Genomic DNA, 15,581 nt, shown 5'->3' with positions numbered 1-15,581 from the left:
TCCTATAAATTAATTTTAAAGGCCATATATAATGTATAATGATATTTTTAGCGAAAATGATATGATAGAACTTCAATCTCTTTTAAAAGCAAATAAACAGACTATTACTATAGCTGAATCTTGTACAGGTGGATTAGTTGCAAGTATGATAACTAAAATCTCTGGCTCGTCAGAAATTTTCAATGGAAGTATAGTAAGTTATTCTAATAAAATAAAAAATCAAGAATTAAATGTAAAAAATGAGACTTTAGAAACATTTGGAGCAGTTAGTTGTGAAGTTGTAAATGAGATGCTAGAAGGGGTAATAAATAAATTTGATGCAGATTTTGCTATTGCAATATCAGGAATTGCTGGACCAAATGGTGGTTCAAAAGATAAACCAGTAGGCACTGTTGTAATTGGAATATGTGACCATAATGCCCATAAAATAGTGAATGTATATAAGTTCTTGGGTTCAAGAGAAGAAGTGCAAATTCAAGCTGCAAAACACTCTTTGAAAGAAATTTTGAAATTTGTTCAAAATTGTCTTGACAAATAAAAACAAATGCACTATAATTCCAGTCCAATTTAAGTAGAACAACTTAAATTACCAAATGTGACCCGTTAGCTCAGCCGGTAGAGCATCTCACTTTTAATGAGGGGGCCGATGGTTCGAATCCATCACGGGTCACCATTTTTTTATTTTTGTTACACAGTCTTGGCCCCTTCATCTAACGGTTAGGATTCATGGTTTTCATCCATGCCACAGGGGTTCAAATCCCCTAGGGGTCACCAAGTTTTCTTGTAACAAATTGGTCGATTAGCTCAGTTGGTAGAGCGCTACCCTTACAAGGTAGATGTCATAAGTTCGAGTCTTATATCGACCACCATTTTTAAAAGTTATAAAATGCAGTTGCATTAGATTTTTAAAGATTTTTTCGTGACTTCTATTTATTCTTTATAAATAGTATTTCAAAGTGCGGTTGTAGTTTAGTTGGTTAGAATGCCTGCCTGTCACGCAGGAGGTCGAGGGTTCGAGTCCCTTCAACCGCGCCACTTTTTATTTTTTTATTTGACCCGTTAGCTCAGCCGGTAGAGCATCTCACTTTTAATGAGGGGGCCGATGGTTCGAATCCATCACGGGTCACCATTTTTTTATTTTTGTTACACAGTCTTGGCCCCTTCATCTAACGGTTAGGATTCATGGTTTTCATCCATGCCACAGGGGTTCAAATCCCCTAGGGGTCACCAAGTTTTCTTGTAACAAATTGGTCGATTAGCTCAGTTGGTAGAGCGCTACCCTTACAAGGTAGATGTCATAAGTTCGAGTCTTATATCGACCACCATTTTTAAAAGTTATAAAATGCAGTTGCATTAGATTTTTAAAGATTTTTTCGTGACTTCTATTTATTCTTTATAAATAGTATTTCAAAGTGCGGTTGTAGTTTAGTTGGTTAGAATGCCTGCCTGTCACGCAGGAGGTCGAGGGTTCGAGTCCCTTCAACCGCGCCACTTTTTAAATAAATCTTTCAAAAGTAATTTCTCATAAAAATCTTGATACTATACCTTCAATTAAAAAAAGGTTTCATTTATGTTTAAAGCAAAAAGTTTATATCATCTTATAGTTTATAGTATTTTATTTATTATTGTATTAATCTCATTTTTTACTTTTATCATTATTAACAACTCCCATGAAGAACTACAAGAAAAAATAAAAACACTTAAAACAGATTATACAAATAGCCAAAAAGAATTACTTAAAAATGATGTAAATTCAGTAATTACTTTTATTCAATATTATAACAACAAATATAAAGATACTAAATCAAAAGAAACTATCCAAAAAGAAGTTTTAGAAGCGATTGCTCAACTAAGAACTGCTGATACAATTAACGAATATTTATTTATATATAATTTTGAGGGTGTGAGTTTATATTATCCAATTTCAAAAGATAGAGAGGGAAAAAAATATCTTGAATATACCAATCATGATGGTAAACAAGTTATTAAAGATTTAATTGATGTATCAAAAAAACCAAATGGAGGTTTTGTTGAATATTTATGGTACAAACTTGCCATATTCAAAGATGCGAAAAAAATCTCTTATGCTAATGTTTATAAAGATTGGAATTGGACAATAGGAAAAGGTGTATATCTTGATGAAATAGATAAACTTATAAAAGAAAAAGATGAAGAGTATAATCAAAAAATATCAAACTATACATTACAAATAACATCACTTACTGTTATGCTCGTTTTATATTCTATATTTATTTATAAAAATGCCACAATATTAATTGTTAATGATGTATTAGAAATTGGTAAATATTTTAAAGAATCTCAAAAAAATAATGATCCAATAAATCAAAATAGAATTATATTTGGAGAGTTTAAAGTAATTGCAAACTATGCAACAGATGCAATGAATAATATAAAACTAAAAACTACTATGCTGGAAGATTTAAATAGAAACCTAGAATACAATGTCAAAGAAAAAACTAAAGAACTAACAAATCTTATTGAATCACAAAAGAAATTCATAAAAAACTCTGTTCATGAAATAAATACTCCCCTATCAATAATTCAAACTAATATTGATTTATTAAAAATGAAAATCCCAAATAATAAATATATTACTAATATAGAGTCAGGTTCAAAAATTATTCAATATATTTATGATGATTTATCATATTTGGTAAAAAAAGATAGAGTTATATATGAAAAAGAGTATTTGGATTTTTCAAAAGTTTTAATTTCAAGAATAGAATTTTTTGAAGAAATTGCGAAATCAAATTCATTACATTTTATTAATAAAATCGAAAATGATATTTACATAAAATTCAATATAATTGAACTTCAAAGAGTTATAGATAATAATCTATCAAATGCAATAAAATACTCTTTTGCAAAATCACCTATTTTTGTAGAACTAGACTACTTAAATGATGAAGAAATAGAATTTAGTGTTTCTACAAATTCAAAAATAATAGAACAAAAAAATAAAATATTTGATGACTTTTATAGGGAAAATAATGCGAGAGGTGGCTTTGGGCTTGGATTAAAAATAGTCAAAGATATATGTGATAAAAATTTTGTTATAATCAATCTTGATTCAAATGAGAAAGAGACAAAATTTACTTATAGGTTCAAAATAAATGAAGATACTACTACTTGAAGATGAATTAATGCTTAACAATGCAATTAATGAATATTTGAAAAATATAGGGCATATGGTTGAAAGTTTTACGGATGGACAAGAAGTTTTAGATAATATTAACTCTAGTTATGACTTGTTAATATTAGATATTAATGTTCCTACAAGAGACGGTTTTGAAATATTAAGTGAATTAAATAGTAAAAAAATTTATATTCCAACAATTTTTATTTCAGCTTTAATTGATATAGAAGATATTTCCAAAGCTTATAGTTTAGGTTGTAGAGAATACATAAAAAAACCTTTTCATTTAGGTGAATTAGGCATAAAAATAAATCAAATTTTAAAAAAAGAGCAAAATAATACCTCTCATATTAGATTCTCTGAAAACTACTCTTACGCAAAAGATAAACAAACTCTATATTTTAATGGTGAACCACAAAATCTTACAAAAAAACAATTAGAAATAATACATATACTTGCACTAAATATAAATATGATTGTAGATTTTGAAAGATTTAGAATTGATACTTGGGATGGTGAAGATATAGATAATCCAACGATTAGAGCAGAAATTTCAAGATTAAAAAAAGCATTAAAAGAAGATTTTATTAAAAATATCAGAGGTCTTGGATATAAAATAGATAGATACTATTCAGTATAAAATCCCTTAATAAAGGGATTTTTCTTCCTTAAAAAACAATTATCTACTCCTTACATAAATTTAAATTTAAAAAAATTATTAATTGCTACCCTTTTGCTATCTAGCCCTATTATAATTACAATATTAAATTGTTTACCAATTTATTTTATTTAATAAAAATCTAGAAGGAGAGCAAAATGAGTCCAGAAAAAGCACAAGCATACTGGAAAGAAAATATCTCAATGATTATCAAACTTTTGATAGTTTGGTTTGTATTTTCTTTTGGTTGTGGAATTTTATTCATCAACGAACTTAACGCTATTGAAATCAGTGGAGTTAAATTAGGTTATTGGTTTGCACAACAAGGTGCGATATATGTATTTGTTATCTTAATTTTTGTCTATGTAAAAGTAATGACAGGAATTGATGAGAAATATGGCGTTAATGAATAAGGGGTTCTAAATGGAATTACAAACATTAATTTATCTATTCGTAGGTATTTCTTTTGCTATTTATATTGGTATTGCTCTTTGGGCAAAAGCTGGTTCAACTAAAGAGTTTTATGTAGCAGGAGGAGGAGTTCATCCTATTGCAAATGGTATGGCAACTGCTGCCGATTGGATGTCAGCTGCTTCATTTATTTCATTAGCAGGTATTATCTCTTTCCAAGGTTCTGATGGTGGTGCTTATTTAATGGGATGGACTGGTGGATATGTTCTACTTGCTATGTTATTGGCACCTTATTTAAGAAAATTTGGTAAATTTACTGTTCCTGACTTCGTTGGTGATAGATATTACTCTGATGCAGCTAGATTAGTTGCTGTTATTGCAGTTATTTTCGTATCATTTACTTATGTTGCTGGACAAATGAGAGGGGTTGGGATTGTATTCTCAAGATTCTTACAAGTTGATGTAAATACAGGTGTTATCATTGGTATGGCAATTGTATTCTTCTATTCAGTTCTTGGAGGAATGAAAGGTATTACATATACTCAAGTTGCTCAATATATTGTTATGATTTTTGCATATATGATTCCTGCAATATTCTTATCATTACAAGTAACTGATACATTTTTACCACAATTAGGTATTTTTGCACAAACTACTTTTGCATTTAATAATGGAATTGAAGTTATTCCTGAGGGAACTTATCTTTTACATGCCCTTGATCAATCATTGGTAGATTTAGGATTTTCAGCATATACTGCACCTGGTAATTTATGGAATATGTTTATGTTAACAACTGCTCTTATGTTAGGAACTGCTGGTTTACCACACGTTATTGTTAGATTCTTTACAGTTCCAACTGTTAAAGATGCTAGAGTATCTGCTGGTTGGGCATTAGTTTTCATAGCTATTATGTATACAACTATTTCATCTGTTGCTTCTTTTTCAAGAATCAACCTTATTAAAAATGTACAAAATGTTGATTATAGTGCATTTGTTAATGGTGAAGCTAAAAATGTTGATGGTACTACTAATCATGGTAAATGGTTCCAAACATGGGAAAATGGTGGATTGATTGCATGGAATGATAGAAATGGTGATGGTAAAATTCAATATGCATCTGGTGTAGCATTTGATGGTAAAGGTGGAAAACCTGTATTTGATGGTGAAAAAAGAGCAGATGATGGTCATAAATTAACTACAAATGGTAAACCAGCAGCAAATGAAGCTGAATTATCAAAAGGTAATGGTATTGCAAACGAATTATATGTTGATGTTGACATTATGGTTCTTGCTAATCCTGAAATTGCAAACTTACCAAATTGGGTTATTGCATTTATTGCAGCTGGAGGTTTAGCAGCAGCATTATCAACAGCAGCTGGTTTATTATTAGTAATTGCTTCATCAATTTCACACGATTTAATGGGACAAATTATCTTTAAAGATAAAACAACTGGGAAATCTACTCTAAATGAAAAAACAGAGTTAATGTGGGCAAGAATATCAGCAGTAGTTGCAATATTAGTTGCTGGATACTTAGGAATAAATCCTCCAGGCTTTGTTGCACAAGTTGTTGCTTTTGCATTTGGTTTAGCAGCAGCTGCATTCTTCCCAACAATTATTCTTGGAGTATTTGATAAAAGGATGAATAAAGAAGGTGCAATTTCAGGTATTATCGTTGGGTTAACATTCACATTTGGATATATCGTGTACTTTGTATTCATGGGTGGTGCAAAAGAAGATTATCTATTTGATATTGCACCAACAGGTATTGGAACTATTGGAACACTATTACACTTAGTTGTAGCATTAGTTGTATCAAGAATGACACCTCCACCTCCTGCTCATATTCAAGAGCTAGTAGAGAGAATCAGAATTCCATCTGGTGCTGGTGAAGCTACAGGTCATTAACAATCACTAAAGAGTATACCTTCGGGTGTACTTTTAGTATTTTTTTGTGCTAATTATTTTAGTATAAAAAAGTACTTCTATTACAGGAAATTAAATGAGTATACAAGATCAACAGGCCTTTCTTTCAAATATTCATCCCTTTCAAGTTTTAACATCACAACAAATGGAAATATGCATAAAACATATGGATATTGCCTACTATCCTAAAGATTCTGTATTAATTAATCCGGAAAAGATTCCTAACTACTTTTTTATAATTATAAAAGGTACGGTTTATGAATATTCAGTTGAGAATATTGTTGTTATGGATTATCATCATCAAGACTCTTTTGATTCAAATTCATTAATATATGGAAAATGTGCGAATACTTTTAAAGTATATGAAGATTTAATTTGTTATGAATTAGAAAAAAATACTTTTTTAAAATTAATTGAAGAAAACCAACAATTTAAAGATTACTTTTTAAAGGATTTAGTGAATAGAATTCAAACATTAAAACATAAAGAATATACATCTGAACTTTCATCATTTATGATTGCAAAAGTTGAAGATACACTTATTCATGATGCTTGTATTATTGATGAGAATACAAAACTAATAGATGCAATTCAGCAATCAATGGAGTACAAAACTTCAAGTATTATTGTTAAAAAAAGAAATGGCGAATATGGAATAATCACCGACTCACTACTAAAAATAAAAGTTTTATTGGAAGGTAGAGATTTAACAATTCCTGTAAAAGATATCGCAATTTTCCCTCTTTTAACAGTTCATAATGATGATTATTTATTTGAAGCATTAACTATCTTAATTAAAAAAAATATAAAAAGAATTGGTGTAACAAATAGTAAAGGTGAAATGATTGGTATTTTAGAGCAAATTGATGTTTTATCACATTTTGCAAATCATACATATGTGGTTGATTCAAAAATTAAAAAAGCAAAAAATATAGAAGATTTAAAATCTGCAAGTAAAGATTTATTAAATATTATAAAAAGTCTCCATGCAAAAGGTGTAAAAGTCAATCATATTTCAAACTTGATTGGACAATTAAATACAAAAGTTTATCAAAAACTTTATTCATTAGTTTTGCCGCAAGAACTACGAAAAGATGCTTGTTTTATAGTTATGGGTAGTGAAGGAAGAAATGAGCAAATAATAAAAACAGATCAAGATAACGCTCTTCTTGTAAAAGATAATGTTGATGTTGAACAATATAGACCATATATGCTTGAAATAACAACTCATTTAATTGACTTTGGTTATCCACCTTGTGAAGGTAATATTATGGTTTCAAATCCATTTTGGTGTAAAACGGTAAGTGAATATAAAAGAGAAACAGCAAGATGGATAGAAGCTCCTGATATGCAAAATTATATGGATTTAGCAATCTTTTTTGACTCGTTTGCAGTTGCAGGAGATAAAGAATTATTAATTAATCTAAAAGATGATTTGTTTAATAAATTACATGATAAAGATGTTTTTATGGCTTATTTTGCAAAAGCTACACTTACTTTTGATACACCAAATACTGTTACAAATATAATGACTAAATCCCACAATATTGACATAAAAAAAGCTGCTGTATTTCCAATAGTTCAAGGAATTAGAAGTTTAGCATTAAAAGAAAAAATAAGAGAAACAACCACAGTAAAAAGAATAAAAATTTTAGAAGATAGAAAAATTTTAGAAAAAAGTAAAGCAGCAGAATTACTTGAAGCTTTTGATGTTGTAAATACTTTAAGACTAAAATCTCAACTGGAAGATATTCAAGATGGTAAAAAAATCAATAATGAAATAGATACTCATACTTTAGGTAAAATTGAAAGAGATTTATTAAAAGATTCTTTTAAAATTATTAATGAATTTAAAAAGTTTATTACTTTTACATTTAGAATTGATAAGATTTCATAATGTTTGATACTTTTATAAAAAATTGGAATAGAAAAAAATTAAAAAACTTAAATTTTGATTTTTTATTTGATGAACCAATTGATAATGAATATGTTTGTTTAGATTGTGAAACAAGTGGATTGAATCCTAAAAAAGATGAAATTCTTTCAATTGGAGCTGTTCATATAAAAGAAAATAAAATTTTAATGAGAAAAACATTTAATATTTTTTTAAAACCTTCAAAAAATATCAATGCAGAGTCTATCAAAATACATCATATTAGACCTGTAGATTTAGAAAATGGGCAAGATCCCAAAGAAGCAATTTTCCAGCTTTTGGAATTTATAGGTTCAAGACCAATAGTTGGTTATTATATAAAATTTGATGTTGCAATTATTTCAAAATATACAAAAGAATTCATTGGAATAAAACTTCCAAATGAAACAATAGAAGTCTCTTCAATGTATTATAAAACAAGAAAAAAATCAAGTGACTACCAATTTATTGATTTAAAATTTGATACTATTCTAAAAAATCTTAATATTCCAGCACTAGGGAAACATGATGCCTTAAATGATGCAATCATGACATCAATGATGTTTTTAAAATTAAAAGATTTAACACCTGCAAAAACTACATTTTATACAAATTAATTAGACTGAAATACTCAAGTATTAAATTATTTATGAAATCATTTCTAATAAATAAATCATTTTTCAACCTATAAATACGGCTTTTATTGATATAATAATTAAATATTTTTTCAATGCTATGCTATTGCAACTCAATTAGTTTAACATTCCAATGTATTTTTTATTACAAAATTAATTTGAGGAGAAAAAATGAATACTGAATTAGTAGAAAAGATTAAATCTAATCCAAAGTATCATGAGTTAGTTTCAAAAAGAAATTCGTTTTCTTTAAAACTTTCATTATTTGTCTTAGCTATGTTTTATAGCTATATTTTAGTTATCGCTTTTGATAAAGAGCTTTTAGCTACAAAAATCGGTGAAGGTGTTATGACTTATGCATTTCCAGTTGGAGCTGCAATTATCATTATCAGTTTTATTACAACATTAATTTATGTTAGAAGAGCTAATAGTGAATTTGAAGATTTAACAAATGACATTAAAAAACAAGCACTAGGAGACAAATAATGTTTAAGATATTTGCAATTTTATCTGTATTAGCAATCGCACTTTTTGCTGGTGGTGATGCTACATTTGAGGGGAAAAGAGATTTAAATATTTCTGCAATCATTATGTTCTTTATCTTTATTGCTGGAACATTAGGTATTACAAAATGGGCTGCTAGTAAAACAAAATCTGCTTCAGATTTCTATACAGCTGGTGGGGGAATTACTGGATTCCAAAATGGTATGGCAATTGCTGGTGATTATATGTCAGCTGCATCTTTCCTTGGTATTTCTGGAATGATTTACTTAAGTGGATATGATGGTCTTATTTATGCTGTTGGATTTTTAGTTGGTTGGCCTGTTATTTTATTCTTAATGGCTGAAAAATTAAGAAACTTAGGTAAATTTACATTTACTGATATTGCTGCATATAGATTAGATCAAACTAAAATAAGAATTTTAGCTGCTTTTGGTTCTTTGTCAGTTGTAACTTTATATTTAATTGCTCAAATGGTTGGAGCTGGTAAATTAATTCAAATCTTATTTGGTATGGATTATGAATACGCTGTTATCCTTGTTGGTGTAATGATGATTATTTATGTTACTTTTGGTGGTATGCTTGCAACTACTTGGGTACAAATTATTAAAGCTGTATTATTACTTTCTGGTGTAACTTTCATGGGATTCATGGTAATGGCACATTTTGGATTCTCTTTTGGAGCATTAGCAACACAAGCTGTAGCAGTACACTCTAAAGGTCAAGCAATTATGGCTCCAGGTGGATTTATTTCAGATCCAATTTCAGCTATTTCTTTAGGTATGGCTTTAATGTTAGGAACTGCTGGTTTACCACATATCTTAATGAGATTCTTTACTGTTGGAAATGCAAAAGAAGCTAGAAAATCTGTTGTTTATGCAACTGGATTTATTGGTTATTTCTACTTAATTATTGCTGTAATTGGTTTAGGTGCAATTGTTTACTTAAATTCACCAGAAGGTTCACAATACTTTGTAGATGGTAAATTAATTGGTGGTGGTAATATGGCTGCTATTCACTTATCACATGTTGTTGGTGGAGATATTTTCTTAGGATTTATTTCAGCTGTTGCATTTGCAACTATTTTAGCTGTTGTTTCTGGATTAACACTTGCTGGTGCATCTTCAATATCTCATGATATTTACGCAATCGTATTAAGAAAAGGTAAAGCTAGCGAATCTGATGAAATTAAAGTTTCAAAAAGATCAGTTATTGTTATTGGTATTGTTGGAGTTATTTTAGGTATTGCTTTTGAAAATCAAAACATTGCATTCATGGTTGGTCTTGCATTTGCTATTGCTGCTTCTGCTAACTTCCCAATTTTATTCCTTTCAATTTACTGGAAAAAATTAACAACTAGAGGTGCATTTATTGGTGGATTCATGGGTCTAATTACAGCTGTTGTACTTGTTATTTTAAGTCCAACTGTATGGGTTGAAATATTAGGAAATGCAAAAGCAATTTTCCCTTATAAACACCCTGCGTTATTCTCAGTAACTGTAGCATTTATTTCAATTTGGTTCTTCTCAATTACTGATAAATCAGAACAAGCACAAAGAGAAATTGAAGCTTTCGAGCCTCAAAATGTTAGAGCTGAAACTGGTATCGGTGCTGATGGTGCAGTTGCACATTAATTTTTTACTAAAGAGATTTTCTCTTTAGTAAATATTATTAATCTTTTCTTAATTATTATAACTAAAATTAATAATTAATAATACAATTTTTTGTTACTAATCTACTAAGATACTACATAATTTCTACACAATTTCTATAAAAATTCTTTTAACTATACTTTTGAATGTATAATCAATTACTTTTTTCATACACTATTTTAATACTACAAATTAAATTAGTTTAAAGAAAAAGACTAATGTTTATTATTTCAGGAAAAGGAAGCAGAATGAATGACAAGTTAGTTGAAAGAATTGAATCTAATCCAAAGTACAAGGAGTTAGTTTCAAAAAGGAATAGTTTAGGTATAAAATTAGGAGCTTTTGTATTAGTTATGTTTTATGCTTATATTTTAGTTATCGCATTTGATAAAGAGCTATTAGCTACGAAAATTGGTGATGGAGTTACTACAATAGCATTTCCTATTGCATTAGCCATTTTAATACTTAGTTTTATTACAACTCTCATTTATGTAAAAAAAGCAAATGGTGAGTTTGAAAATCTAATTAAAGATATTAAAAAAGATGTAAAGGATTTATTATAATGTTAAAAATATTAGCACTTATTACTATTATTGCATTAGGAGCTTTTGCTGCTGGTGATGCAACTTTTGAAGCTACGAAAAGAGAACTAAATATCCCAGCGATAATTATGTTTTTTGTTTTTATACTTGCAACTTTAGGTATTACTTTTTGGGCTGCAAAAAAAACAAAATCTGCGAGTGATTTTTATACAGCGGGTGGAGGAATAACTGGTTTTCAAAATGGATTAGCAATTGCTGGAGATTATATGTCAGCGGCAGCATTCTTAGGAGTTTCAGGTCTTATTTATATGAAAGGTTATGATGGCGTAATTTATGCAGTTTCATTTTTAGTAGGATGGCCTGTTATTTTATTTTTCATGGCAGAAAAATTAAGAAACTTAGGTAAATTTACATTTGCTGATATCGCAGCTTATAGATTAGGGCAAAAAGAGATTAGAACATTAGCTGCATTTGGTTCTATTAGCGTTGTTGTTTTATATCTTATTGCTCAAATGGTTGGAGCTGGAAAATTAATTCAAGTTTTATTTGGAATGGATTACGCTTATGCTGTTGTAATGGTTGGAGCATTAATGATTATTTATGTTACTTTTGGTGGAATGTTAGCAACTACTTGGGTACAAATTATAAAAGCATGTTTACTATTATCTGGTGTTTCATTTATGGCCATCATGGTTTTATACCATTTTGATTTCTCTTTTGAATCATTAGCAGCAAAAGCTGTTGAAAATCATAAATCAGGAGAAGCAATATTAAGTCCAGGTGGGTTTATTACAGATCCAATTTCTGCTATTTCACTAGGAATGGCTTTAATGCTTGGAACTGCTGGTTTACCACACGTTTTAATGAGATTCTTTACTGTTGGAAATGCAAAAGAAGCTAGAAAATCTGTTGTTTATGCAACTGGTTTTGTTGCATATTTTTGGATAATTATTACTATTGTTGGATTTGGTGCTATTGCATTTTTAAATTCTGCAGATGGAGCTCAATACTTTGTAGATGGAAAACTATTTGGTGGAAGCAATATGGCATCAGTTCACTTATCACATATGTTAGGTGGAAATGCTTTCTTAGGATTTATTTCAGCAGTTGCCTTTGCAACTATTTTAGCTGTTGTTTCTGGATTAACACTTGCTGGTGCATCTGCAATTTCACATGATATTTATGCAAATGTAATTAATCCAAATGCTACTGATGAAAAAGTAGTTAGTATTTCTAAAATTACTGTTATTATTATAGGAATAATTGGTGTGATTTTAGGTATTGCATTTGAATCACAAAATATTGCTTACATGGTTGGACTTGCCTTTGGTATAGCAGCATCAGCAAATTTTCCAATTTTATTTTTATCAATTTACTGGAGTGGATTAACTACAAAAGGTGCTTTTATTGGTGGATTTATGGGACTAATTGCAGCAGTTGCACTTGTAATTTTAGGACCAAATGTTTGGGTTGAAATCCTGAAAAATGAAAAAGCCATTTTCCCTTATGCTCACCCTGCACTATTTTCTGTAACTATAGCATTTGTTTCTATTTGGTTCTTTTCAAAAATTGACAACTCTCCTCGAGCACAAGTAGAAAAAGAGTTATTTAGAGCACAAAATGTTAGAGCAAATACTGGTATTGGTGCAGCAGGAGCTGTTTCACATTAAATTAAAAATATCAAAGGTTTTTCCTTTGATATTAAAACTATAAAAGAGGTCTTATGAGTATATTAGAACAAAAAGCATTTATCTCTTCAATTTATCCATTTCAGAATTTAACAATAAATCAACTTGATACTTTTGTAGAGAAGATTGATATTGTTTATTTTAAAGAAAATGAGATAATACAAAAACAAGGAAGTGTTCCCACTTCACTTTTTTTTATTTTAAAAGGTTTAATTCAAGAAAAACAAGATCAAGAAGTTTTATCAATATATTCAAAAAATGAAATTTTTGATTCTGTATCTTTAATAGAAAATTATTCAAAAAATAGTTTTGTAACCGCAGAGGAAACTATTTGTTACACTCTTCCTCGTGATATTTTTATAAAAATACTTCACGAAAATCAAGAGTTAGAAAAATATTTTTTCCAATCAATTTCACAAAAACTAAATAATAACATCCTTTATGAAAAAAATAAAGAGATGGCAAATATAATGGTTGCAAAAGTTAAAGATGCAAAAATACATAAAGCTGTAATTATTGATGAAGATAAAACAATATTTGAAGCAGCAACTATTATAAAAAAAGAAAAAATCCCTACTTTGTTATTAAGGGATAAGAATAACGAAATACACATCATTACAGATTCAGATTTTAGACAAAAAGTTATATTAGATAGAATGGATTTTGATGACAAAGTTATAAAAATATCTTCAACTGGTTTAGTTTATGTTTATGAAGATGATTTTTTATTCAATGCCCAATTAATAATGGCAAAACATGGTTTAAAAAGAGTTGTAGTCAAAAATGATAAAGATGAAATAGTTGGAATCTTAGATCAAATCTCTTTATCATCATTTTTTGCAACGAATATTTTTTCAGTTTCAAATCAAATAGTAAAAGCTGAAACTGTTGCTGAACTAAAAGAAGCATCTTTATCTTTTATAAAAATAATAAAGTCTTTAAATGCAAAAGGTGTAAAAATTGAATTTATTTCAAAATTAATTAATCAATTAAATAAAAAACTTTTAGATAAATTATACAAAATACTTGCACCAAAAGAGTTATTTGAAAACTCATGTTTAGTTGTAATGGGAAGTGAGGGAAGGTCAGAACAAATATTAAGAACTGACCAAGATAATGCTTTAATAATTAATGATGATTTCATTATTAGTGAAGATGAACTACAAGAATTTACAAGCAAATTTACTGAAACTTTAGTGGATTTTGGTTTTCCAAGATGTGAGGGCAATATTATGCTTTCCAATCCATATTGGTGTAGAAAATATAGTGATTTCAAAGATTTAATTTTTCAATGGGTAACTGAACCAACTGGTGATAATTTCATGAATCTTGCAATTTTTTATGATGCAATTTGTGTCTCAGGAGATAAACAATTAATCACAAAATTAAAAGAGTATCTATTTAAAGTAGCAGATAATTCTAATCAATTTAATGCTCACTTTGCAAAAATTATTACAAGTTTTGATGTTCCATTAGGATTTTTTGATGGTTTTACTTTTAATACAAAAGATGAAAAAGAGAGAAATCAAATCAATATAAAAAAAGGTGGAATATTTATTATAGTTCAAGGGATTAGAAGTCTAAGTTTAGAAAACAAAATTTTTAATACAAATACAACAAAAAGAATTCTAAAACTAAATGAGTTAGATGTTATTGATAATGAACTAGCAACTGAGCTAATAATGGCATTTAATTTTTTAACAAGCATAAATCTAAAATCAAATTTAGAAAAATTAGATAAAAAAGAAAAAGTTGATAATTATATAAATCCAAATAATTTAAATACGATGGAAAAAGATTTACTAAAAGATTCTTTTAAAATTGTTAATAAATTAAAAAAGAAATTAGAATTTCACTTTAAGTTGAACTATGTTTAGAACCATAAAAAACTACTTTAACAAAAAAAATTTAAAAGATAAAAATTACGAATTTTTATTTGAAAAACCAACAGTTGATGAGTATGTTTGTTTTGATTGTGAAACAACAGGATTAAATCCAAAAAAAGATGACATCATATCAATTGGTGCTGTGATTATTAAAAACAACACAATAATTTCAAGTAAAAAATTTGTAAGATTTGTAAAACCAAAAACTAAACTTCAAGCAGAAGCTATAAAAATTCATCACATTAGAGTATGTGATTTAGAAGATGCTGAAGATATTGATGATGTAATTGAAGAGTTCATAAATTTTATTGGAAATAGACCTTTAGTCGGATATTACTTGGAATTTGATGTTGCCATGATTAATAAATATTTAAAACCTAAATTAGGAATTTTACTTCCTAATAAAATGCATGAAGTATCAGCAATATATCATGATTATAAAATCGAAATTATTCCCCAAAGTCATATAGATTTAAGATTCAATACCATTATGGAAGAACTCAAAATTCCAAGTCTAGGAAAACATGATGCATACAATGATGCAATTATGACTGCTATGATATTTTTAAAATTAAAAAATACCCCAAAAGTAAAGATATAAAAGGAAAATAAT

At 28.3% G+C, this 15,581-nt stretch carries 13 protein-coding genes and 8 tRNA genes; all 21 read left to right on the top strand.

Features of this window, described 5'->3' with window-relative positions:
• Positions 1–31 precede the first annotated feature (31 nt).
• The 21 genes from AVENP_RS03830 to AVENP_RS03730 all read left to right on the top strand — a co-directional run bounded on the left by AVENP_RS03830 (position 32) and on the right by AVENP_RS03730 (position 15,569).
• Positions 32–538, top strand: a complete 507-nt coding sequence (locus AVENP_RS03830; RefSeq protein ID WP_128357529.1) for a CinA family protein — start codon at positions 32–34, stop codon at positions 536–538.
• A gap of 59 nt (positions 539–597) precedes the next feature.
• Positions 598–673: transfer RNA gene (locus AVENP_RS03825), tRNA-Lys, on the top strand.
• Between the two features lie 26 nt (positions 674–699).
• Positions 700–774: transfer RNA gene (locus AVENP_RS03820), tRNA-Glu, on the top strand.
• Between the two features lie 19 nt (positions 775–793).
• Positions 794–869, top strand: a tRNA-Val gene (locus AVENP_RS03815).
• Between the two features lie 89 nt (positions 870–958).
• A tRNA-Asp gene (locus AVENP_RS03810) sits at positions 959–1,035 on the top strand.
• 18 nt (positions 1,036–1,053) lie between these two features.
• Positions 1,054–1,129 (top strand) — tRNA-Lys (locus tag AVENP_RS03805).
• A gap of 26 nt (positions 1,130–1,155) precedes the next feature.
• Positions 1,156–1,230 (top strand) — tRNA-Glu (locus AVENP_RS03800).
• Positions 1,231–1,249: 19 nt separating this feature from the next.
• Positions 1,250–1,325 (top strand) — tRNA-Val (locus AVENP_RS03795).
• An 89-nt stretch (positions 1,326–1,414) separates the two neighbouring features.
• Positions 1,415–1,491 (top strand) — tRNA-Asp (locus tag AVENP_RS03790).
• Between the two features lie 79 nt (positions 1,492–1,570).
• Entirely contained in the window at positions 1,571–3,154 is a 1,584-nt protein-coding gene (locus AVENP_RS03785) for a sensor histidine kinase (RefSeq protein WP_128357530.1), read from the top strand.
• Positions 3,135–3,797 (top strand): response regulator transcription factor, encoded by a 663-nt coding sequence (locus AVENP_RS03780; RefSeq protein ID WP_128357531.1) that lies wholly within the window; start codon positions 3,135–3,137, stop codon positions 3,795–3,797. The genes AVENP_RS03785 and AVENP_RS03780 overlap by 20 nt, the downstream gene beginning before the upstream one ends.
• Before the next feature lie 176 nt (positions 3,798–3,973).
• On the top strand, positions 3,974–4,228 hold the full coding sequence (locus AVENP_RS03775) for a DUF4212 domain-containing protein (RefSeq protein WP_118885679.1): 255 nt from the start codon (positions 3,974–3,976) through the stop codon (positions 4,226–4,228).
• 10 nt (positions 4,229–4,238) lie between these two features.
• Positions 4,239–6,134: a sodium:solute symporter family protein gene (locus AVENP_RS03770; RefSeq protein ID WP_128357532.1), complete on the top strand. Its 1,896-nt coding sequence runs from the start codon at positions 4,239–4,241 to the stop codon at positions 6,132–6,134.
• A 94-nt stretch (positions 6,135–6,228) separates the two neighbouring features.
• The gene (locus tag AVENP_RS03765) at positions 6,229–8,049 is read left to right on the top strand and encodes a DUF294 nucleotidyltransferase-like domain-containing protein (RefSeq protein ID WP_128357533.1); all 1,821 of its coding nucleotides are present in this window, start codon (positions 6,229–6,231) and stop codon (positions 8,047–8,049) included.
• Entirely contained in the window at positions 8,049–8,681 is a 633-nt protein-coding gene (locus AVENP_RS03760; RefSeq protein ID WP_128357534.1) for a 3'-5' exonuclease, read from the top strand. The genes AVENP_RS03765 and AVENP_RS03760 overlap by 1 nt, the downstream gene beginning before the upstream one ends.
• Before the next feature lie 189 nt (positions 8,682–8,870).
• Complete coding sequence (locus AVENP_RS03755; protein ID WP_128357535.1) at positions 8,871–9,185, top strand: DUF485 domain-containing protein; 315 nt, start codon at positions 8,871–8,873, stop codon at positions 9,183–9,185.
• Positions 9,185–10,834, top strand: a complete 1,650-nt coding sequence (locus AVENP_RS03750; protein WP_128357536.1) for a cation acetate symporter — start codon at positions 9,185–9,187, stop codon at positions 10,832–10,834. Before AVENP_RS03755 ends, AVENP_RS03750 begins: the two co-directional genes overlap by 1 nt.
• A 266-nt stretch (positions 10,835–11,100) precedes the next feature.
• Positions 11,101–11,415 (top strand): DUF485 domain-containing protein, encoded by a 315-nt coding sequence (locus AVENP_RS03745; RefSeq protein WP_128357537.1) that lies wholly within the window; start codon positions 11,101–11,103, stop codon positions 11,413–11,415.
• Entirely contained in the window at positions 11,415–13,064 is a 1,650-nt protein-coding gene (locus AVENP_RS03740) for a cation acetate symporter (RefSeq protein ID WP_128357538.1), read from the top strand. The genes AVENP_RS03745 and AVENP_RS03740 overlap by 1 nt, the downstream gene beginning before the upstream one ends.
• A 53-nt stretch (positions 13,065–13,117) precedes the next feature.
• The gene (locus AVENP_RS03735) at positions 13,118–14,959 is read left to right on the top strand and encodes a putative nucleotidyltransferase substrate binding domain-containing protein (RefSeq protein ID WP_128357539.1); all 1,842 of its coding nucleotides are present in this window, start codon (positions 13,118–13,120) and stop codon (positions 14,957–14,959) included.
• Entirely contained in the window at positions 14,952–15,569 is a 618-nt protein-coding gene (locus AVENP_RS03730) for a 3'-5' exonuclease (RefSeq protein ID WP_128357540.1), read from the top strand. The genes AVENP_RS03735 and AVENP_RS03730 overlap by 8 nt, the downstream gene beginning before the upstream one ends.
• Positions 15,570–15,581: the final 12 nt, after the last annotated feature.

The sequence above is a fragment of the Arcobacter venerupis genome (genome assembly GCF_013201665.1).
Lineage (GTDB): Bacteria > Campylobacterota > Campylobacteria > Campylobacterales > Arcobacteraceae > Aliarcobacter > Aliarcobacter venerupis.
This window is presented reverse-complemented; position numbering and strand designations above follow the sequence as displayed.